Here is a 7313-nt window from a genome sequence, read left to right as displayed (position 1 = left end):
AGGAAATCTTACATACAGCGATTCACTCATTTAAACAGATGATTAGTAAGCTGAAAAAAGGCAAGGTACATAGCAAGCCGATCGCTTACTTTACAGGCGTATTTAAAAAGCAAATAGATAAGCAGTGGAGTGAAAACGAGGAATATGAAGCTGCTAAAGCACAGGAATCATTATCGACGCAGTATGACAGAGATAAGTTCCTGAACCTATTTGCTACTGTGTAAGGAATTACGCTGCATACATCTTAGATTTGGGCATAAAAAAATCTCCTCTACCGTTAAGGTAAAGGAGTCTGATTTGTATTTTATAAAAGCTGTGCCTAGATTTAGTCATTAAAGAACTAGGCTACGCCTATACCTCGTTTTCAACTCGGTACGCTTTTGAAATTACTTATCTTTTTACAGCTGTGAAAGATAGTTATTGTTTTAGTAGATATTGTGAGGAACGTTCTTTGTTCCGAACCCGTAAGGAATGTTTGTTATTGTTATTACAGTTATTATCTTTAAGTTCTTTACTTAATAGTCTGCCAGCAGCACCCGATTACAGGTTGTTTAGCGAGGAATTTTACTGGTTATTTATTACAAACGCTGTAACCCTTGTGGCTGTAGGGTTGAGGTCTTTCACAATTTAAAAATAATTTTAAATAAATTGCTGCTAAGAACCTGTAGGGATTTCTATATATTCTGTTCATCACAGTTTTAAAGTCCTTAAAAAAGGGATTTTACTAGGTGAACAATACATTTAAGGAGGATTAAAATGCGTGAAAATGACGGTTTGAATTGGAACTTGCCGAAGAGAAATACCTTTGATTTTAGGAAACAAGTTGAACAAGATCGAAAAGCTATGTTTGAACAGCTTGAAAAAAATATGAATGTGATTAATGAGGAGATAACCCAGGAACGAGAAGAAAAAGAAAGAGTAGAAACAGAATATCGGGAAGCTGTGGTAAGTGCATTACAAGGTATTGAAAAGAACACCGCATTGCTTACAGATATGACGTTGCTACTTCAAAAAAATAACGAGAAGCAAGAAGAAATATTCGCCCTCTTTGTAGAGATACTGGAAATAATGAAAAGTTCTAATAAGGAAGAAGCTGAAAGCAAGTTTACAGCCGTTATGAAGAAGATTGCAGCTGTTTCGGACGGTGTTAACGGTGCTAGTTCGCTGTTTACTATGGCACAGACAGTCTACACAGCGTGTCAGGCAATGCTTTAAGAAAGAAGGATTATTGTGACGAAGTTAGAGTTTATAGATTCTTTATTGAAGTCGACCATCCCCTTTGTATCTACAATCGTAGCGTTTATGCTGGGAAGATTAGGAACGAACACTGATAGAAAGTTAGAATACCGTACTTATCTTGATGTAGACGAAATTTCAGCACAATACAATCTTAAAAATATGTCGTCCATAAAGGACGGAACAAGGCTTATAATGCCAAATGAATTTATTGATATTTATAACGAAATTGAAACTGGTGAGTATGTTGTCGATCGTGACTTTCAGTATTTAAAGATACGACCTATTGGGAAAAGTATTATAAGTAGTGCTTCAATAAACGTGATAATGAAAAGCGTAGATAAAAAGGATACTTGGAGTTTAGATATATCTCTACCAATTCTTGAAGTGAATGAAGAAATATACATTTACTTACACAGAAAGGAAAACCTGAATAGACGGTTTTATGTAGAAAGTACAGCTATAAAGTACCAAACTCAATCAGGTGAGAAAATATTGTATAAGAGTGAACAATCAGTAGAAGGAAACCAGATTATTTTCAAAAGTTCTGTTAGTACGAAAAAGCTTTTTGGATACAAGTCAATCAACGATACAGAAATGAATACTATGGCTTGGATTTATCTGAACAGAAACAATGATGACGGTAAAAATTGAAGCTTCTACCCTGTGCAAAACTGTGCATTAAGACGCTTGCTTGCCCTTTGTACAGACCAGCAGCTGAAACTTTTTCTTGCACAATCCGCATAGGATTAGCGTTGAAATGTTTCTGTGAAACACCGTTGTTACACAGGAACATAAACCAATGCACAATCACTTAATTTTGCTTAATGAAATAATATTGAACATAAAGAAAGAGGCTGCCTAATTAAAAGGTAGCCTCGTATTCTTTAACTTTCTTATAAAACGTCGCCTTCTTCATTCCGATCTTGTCCATAAATGCTACTGCTGTAATGCTGCCAGCCTTCCATTCTTTGTACAGTTTACCCCATTCCGCAGGTAATTCCATTACTGGACGACCTAAGTGTTTACCTCGTGCTTTAGCTGCTGCAATACCTTCTTCCTGACGCTGTTTAATATTTACTCTTTCCTGATCAGCCATTGCAGTATAAACCTCTATGATAATACTGTTAATCATTTCTATAGCCCATTCCTGTCCTGCTGGAACGTCTTGCATAGTGGTAGGAAGGTCAATGATTTTCACTCGAATACCTTCTTTTTGAAACTGTGCTAGGTATTCTTTAATTTGTGCCTTATTACGTCCTAGTCTATCAATGGACTTTATGTAAAGCGTATCACCAGTTCTCATTGCTTTAAGCAGGTGCTGGAATCCCTCACGTTCCATATCCTTCCCACTAGCCTTATCGCTGTATATGTACTTCTCATCTGTTACATAATCCTTTATAGCTTCATACTGCCTGTCTAGGTTCTGTTCTTTAGTTGATACACGAATATAGCCGAAACTGATTCCCATAATCATTACCACCGTTTCTATTTGTTGTTGACCTTAGTATACACTTACAGTCCAATAAGGTCAATTACTTTATAGACGTTTATAAAGGTTTATTTTATAATTAAATAGACGTTGTTTCGGTAGGGTTTCTGACCGTCTATACAGGTGTACCTTTATCGACGGTATGTATAGGTCTATATGTTTAATGAATCCTGTCGAACGAAAGTTTATCAAAAGTCCAGCTGGGAGGCTTCAAACCGCTATATTATCTACGAGAAAAAAATAAAAGGGTATTCCGATTTTCTTCTCAATTAACTTACACCAACGATTAGGAGGAAAATATTTATGGATTTACTCGAATTGATGATTGTTTTAGAAGTTCTTAAGTTTATTATCGGTACAACGCTTACTGCTTTTGGGGTTATGATTTTTCATGGACTCAGGATTTATTTCCTGATCAGAAAGAATAGGAATCTGCAGAAGTGAACACTATTGCAAGTGGTCAGTAGCTGCGTTAAGAACAAGGGTTACGCCCTACCAAAAGTGACTGTCATAAGTAAGGTCTGGATATGGACACTGTCAGCACCCACACAGCCAGCACACAGAAGGTACGATACAACGTAAGGATAGAAAGCAGAAGGACAATGTAGTAAGGCACAGGACGCACGTATGGAAGCACAGTCAAGCGATAGGAAAGCGACACAAGCAAGGTAAGCAAAGTGAGGAATGACAAACAGAACGACAGCAGCGAATCAGAAAGGCAATCTACCGATACATAGATTGATTTAATGTTGATCAGGGCTGGTGAAGAACGGGAAGGCACAAGGGGTATGGGACGGGGAGGCGGCATAGTCTACCACGCTGTCTGGTCTCTACTATTTACACACCACTTTTTCAAACCTTTTCTAGCACAATTCGTGTTGCTACGGACGATTCTCGCTTAATAACTTTCGACTAGACAACACTAGGTAGGGGAAACAGCGTCACAGAAAGGGGGTTCGTAAGGATTTTACGATATTAGAAACCTCGAACCGTCAAAAAAAATTCTGCGTCAATTTTTGTGAGACTTTTTGGGACGACGGTTGATCAGCACATAAAAAAATGAGGCAAGGCTTAAATCAGCCCTGCCTTTTTCAGATGGTATCGTGCGGTTGCTTGAGATATATTCATCTGTCTCGCTACTTGGTTTGGATTCTCGTATTTGCCTGACTTGTACAAATCAATAATTCGTTGCACACCTTTTGGACTAAGTTTTCTCTTAATCTTTGATTTCTCACTGTTGCCCCGACCGCTGATATGCAGGGTTCGGTTTCCTAGCTGATCACCATAAGGCAGGGTGCAGATATGCCGCTGGTTTTCTCGTGTAAGCAGCCACTTAGGTTTGCCGTAGAATTCCTGGCTGCACTTATCGCAATGGTGTAGAATATTCGCCTCCATCGTGATAAATCGTTCTACAGGCTTAATCCTGCCAGCTGGATAACGCTTATCCAATAAAGCTTGGTACTGTCGGTTTTCTACCTCGTACTTACCTAGATACAGGTCAGGTCTTGGAGGTACAGGTGGTGCAGCTACTTCCGAATTTTGTTTATAATCCTTCACCAGCAAGCCTAATTCTAAAGCCTGACTAGGGGACAGCTGCTGCAGAACGTCCAGCTTTTCCCCTTTTGCCAGTTGCTTAATTAAGTTCATATCGAAACTCATACAGTCACCGTCCCTTATCGTGGTAACCTGTCGTTACGAGTTAATCCTGCGTGTGATCTTTCAACGGCTAGTCGTGTCTGTTCCTCGATAAATGCTTCTTTAGCTGCTTCCTGACGTTCACGATTCTCACGTTCAATGTCCATACGTCGCTGCATTGCCTCTCGAACAGCGTCGTCGTCAATGTAAGATGATTTTGGTTTGTCATATACACTTAGTCCACTTGACATAGGAATAATATTCTCGTCTTGTCTTAGCTTATCTACAGCCAGCCCTAAGCCCATTCTTACAGCCGCAGGTAACGATTTGATCTGTTCGTGTGCCTCCTGATCGCCATTTGCCAAAGCACGTACTAATTCCTGATTAAACTCACTCATTTGTAAATTCCCCTTTTCGTTTTGATTTCTAGTAACTTACGTATGTTTGCTATTTCTTCTCCTGAGACTCTTAATCGCTTACAAGCCGATTTGAACTTTTCTTGGTAATGAGGTGTAAAAGCAATCAGTCCATTTTCTAGTTTTGAAATGGTGCTATCGTTTATTTCCATAGCTTCTCCGAATTGTTTCAACGTCTTGTTTCTTAATAGCCGTACCTGACGAATGTAGCGATAGTCAGTGCTTTCTAGCTGGTTATATGGCAATCTTTCCACCTGATCTCTCCTTTTCAGTCCAATAAAATGGAAGTGTAGTCAAAATAAAAAAGGACAAGACGTAATGTCTTATCCTTTGCCGTAGGAATCTTGTGATTCCCTTACTCTATAGATTGTGGCGACCCCGTCTGTTACAGGTTCAGTAAGTCGCCTTTCCTTAATTTTGTCACTTTCTCCCGAATATTCGACCCCAAATTGTCGCTTTACGCTGCAATGTTTGTTCTGCCCTGTCCAAAGCTTCTTGTGTAGCAGCCATTGCTTCTTGGAGTTCATTAACCTGCTGTCTTAATGAATTTACGTCCTCAACGTCTTTTGCCACTTCTCTTGTTTCCCGTAGTATTTCTCTCGCTAATTCCTCTTGCCTTCTCTGCCGTTCTTCTAGCGACCGCAACGATTCGTCGTGTCCGTTCAACCGTTCGTCTTGATCGGCTAGTTTAGCGACAGCTTGTCCCGTCATCATCATCATATTCATAAGGTTGTCACGTGGATTATCGGCTTCGATAGCTTGCTTAACGTCCTCTATAGCTTCATCAACGGTCACTGGAAAGCCCTTTTCGGATAGCAGCTGCATTATCTGTGCTTTATGATAGTTTTGATCTCGACATTGCTTGATGAATTTCAGAACGTCGATTGTTTCAGGCTTATAGTAAGTGACATTTCCTTGCTTCACTTTTGGAATGTAGACAGCAAAGTCCTCGACCCAATCTGCTACTGTGCTTTTAGCCACGCCTACCTGATCATGCAAATCCTTCTTGCGTAACAAGTTCACCGTTTTCCCCGTCCTTTCGTCGTCCGTCCACCGATCGACCGTCTTTTATCCGACGTTTTAGCCGTTTTGTACCGTTCGTCCATCGTCCGTCCGTTTATTTAACTCTATTATGAACGATTCTCTCTAATACGTCACCTTTCTACTTAACTTTCACAGATAAGAGTAACCACAGGGACGCATAGGAGGGTTGTAGAGGTGTTTTAAATAATTTCACTACTTTAGGTATTAGAACATAACAAAAGCCCCTCAGATTCGCTGTATGGCGTTTCTGACAGGCTATGAAGCTTCAAATCTATTCCATTCAATCAGTCGTGACTAGCTGCTACCTTGTTAATCACAAGATCAGGGGCTGTCTAATCACAAACGGAAGTGATCAGTCAGTCACAACCGTTTGGTACGTAATGAGTATTCATTTAATAATAATCAGTTAATAAAATGGCGTAACGCCTTACTGTCAGGCAGATTACGATATATCAGAACATTCAAGCTATCTTGGAATCTATCTAAAAAATAGGCTTGCTAGATTAGTCTGACAGCGTTACACTTGTACCTAATCAAATAGTTCGGATAAAGAAAAAGAACCCAGACTGTTACAGGCGTGTTGGTAGCACCCTATAACCGTTAACCCTTAGGATCAGTAAGGGAAAACAACTTGTCGTGAGTTCTTGTAACTTACTTTATTTATACCCATTATTCTAGGGCATATTACAGTTTGTTTCAAGACTTAAATCTAAAGACATTGTTTCCCATTTATTTACAATCGGGGGATAATGTCTTTTTCTGTGTCCTCAAAAGGAGATACAGATAATGTTAACAGCAGGTAGAATCGAGGATTTCAAGGAGTACAGTCAGTTCCAATCAGTAGATAAGTTCAATAAAAATATAGAGAAGTTTCTCGCTGATCACAAGAAGGATTTCACCAAAGCAGAACTGATTGCATTTAAACGGCTGGTACGGTATTCAGCTAAGTACGTAGGTGTAGCTAACGCAAAGATCGGCACACTATTAAAAGCAATCAATGAAAAAGCTGGTGGAATCGGTATAAGCCGTTCCAGTTTTGAACGTATGCTAAGGAAAGCGAAAGAGTTTGGTATTTTAACTGTCCAAAACACCGTCAAAAGTAAAGGTGGCAAGGGGCATAATGTTTATGTTTTTAATGCAATTGATGTATCGAATCAGAGAAAATTGACGTATTGCGAAAATGCCGAAAAGTCTTGTGACAGTAAGGACGAACAGCAAAATCTGCAAAGAGAAACTATCAATCTATTTAAAGCTAACAATAATAAAACATATAAAAAACGTATAAGCACGTCTGACAGTTCATTTACAGGTGATTATGTTCCTAAAGAGTTCAAGGAATTAGTTGCTTGCTTCTACAATGACGCTAAAACGATAGAAGAATACTGGAAGATGGTTCGTATTGACACCTACCGCATTAGAGGTACGATTCTGGACGATCAGGAAATCTTACATACAGCGATTCACTCATTTAAACAGATGATTAGTAAGCT

9 protein-coding genes and 1 pseudogene are annotated in these 7313 nt (G+C 39.2%); 5 read left to right on the top strand and 5 right to left on the bottom strand.

Annotated elements, in window-relative coordinates; genetic code table 11:
* The 3 genes and pseudogenes from B1K52_RS17775 to B1K52_RS00435 form a co-directional block, all read left to right on the top strand.
* Positions 1 to 224, top strand: a pseudogene (locus tag B1K52_RS17775) (hypothetical protein); the annotation flags it as partial.
* Positions 225 to 756: 532 nt separating this feature from the next.
* Positions 757 to 1215, top strand: coding sequence for a hypothetical protein (locus tag B1K52_RS00440; protein ID WP_077304002.1), 459 nt, complete (start codon positions 757 to 759; stop codon positions 1213 to 1215).
* A gap of 15 nt (positions 1216 to 1230) precedes the next feature.
* Positions 1231 to 1890: a hypothetical protein gene (locus B1K52_RS00435; RefSeq protein WP_077303998.1), complete on the top strand. Its 660-nt coding sequence runs from the start codon at positions 1231 to 1233 to the stop codon at positions 1888 to 1890.
* Between the two features lie 211 nt (positions 1891 to 2101).
* On the opposite strand, the gene B1K52_RS00430 is transcribed toward B1K52_RS00435, so the two are convergent.
* Positions 2102 to 2707 carry a recombinase family protein gene (locus B1K52_RS00430; protein ID WP_077303995.1) on the bottom strand — a complete coding sequence of 202 codons (606 nt, stop codon included), beginning with the start codon at positions 2705 to 2707 and terminating at the stop codon, positions 2102 to 2104.
* Positions 2708 to 3031: 324 nt separating this feature from the next.
* Between B1K52_RS00430 and B1K52_RS17770 the strand changes: the two genes are divergently transcribed.
* Complete coding sequence (locus B1K52_RS17770) at positions 3032 to 3172, top strand: hypothetical protein (protein WP_179106409.1); 141 nt, start codon at positions 3032 to 3034, stop codon at positions 3170 to 3172.
* A 627-nt stretch (positions 3173 to 3799) separates the two neighbouring features.
* Here B1K52_RS17770 and B1K52_RS00425 read toward each other — a convergent pair.
* The 4 genes from B1K52_RS00425 to B1K52_RS00410 form a co-directional block, all read right to left on the bottom strand.
* Positions 3800 to 4387: a helix-turn-helix domain-containing protein gene (locus tag B1K52_RS00425; protein ID WP_077303992.1), complete on the bottom strand. Its 588-nt coding sequence runs from the start codon at positions 4385 to 4387 to the stop codon at positions 3800 to 3802.
* Positions 4388 to 4401: 14 nt separating this feature from the next.
* Complete coding sequence (locus B1K52_RS00420) at positions 4402 to 4761, bottom strand: hypothetical protein (RefSeq protein ID WP_077303989.1); 360 nt, start codon at positions 4759 to 4761, stop codon at positions 4402 to 4404.
* A complete protein-coding gene (locus B1K52_RS00415) occupies positions 4758 to 5033 on the bottom strand; it encodes a helix-turn-helix domain-containing protein (RefSeq protein ID WP_077303986.1) in 276 nt (91 codons plus the stop codon). The genes B1K52_RS00420 and B1K52_RS00415 overlap by 4 nt, the downstream gene beginning before the upstream one ends.
* A 166-nt stretch (positions 5034 to 5199) precedes the next feature.
* Positions 5200 to 5802, bottom strand: a complete 603-nt coding sequence (locus B1K52_RS00410; protein WP_077303982.1) for a MerR family transcriptional regulator — start codon at positions 5800 to 5802, stop codon at positions 5200 to 5202.
* An 807-nt stretch (positions 5803 to 6609) separates the two neighbouring features.
* Here B1K52_RS00410 and B1K52_RS00405 point away from each other — a divergent pair.
* Positions 6610 to 7313: hypothetical protein (locus B1K52_RS00405; protein WP_077303979.1), on the top strand; the 704-nt coding region annotated here is incomplete at its 3' end.

Origin of the sequence: Terribacillus halophilus (assembly GCF_900162685.1) — a bacterium.
Lineage (GTDB): Bacteria > Bacillota > Bacilli > Bacillales > Amphibacillaceae > Terribacillus > Terribacillus halophilus_A.
The sequence above is the reverse complement of the archived record's forward strand: the minus strand, read 5'-3'. Positions and strand labels throughout refer to the sequence as shown.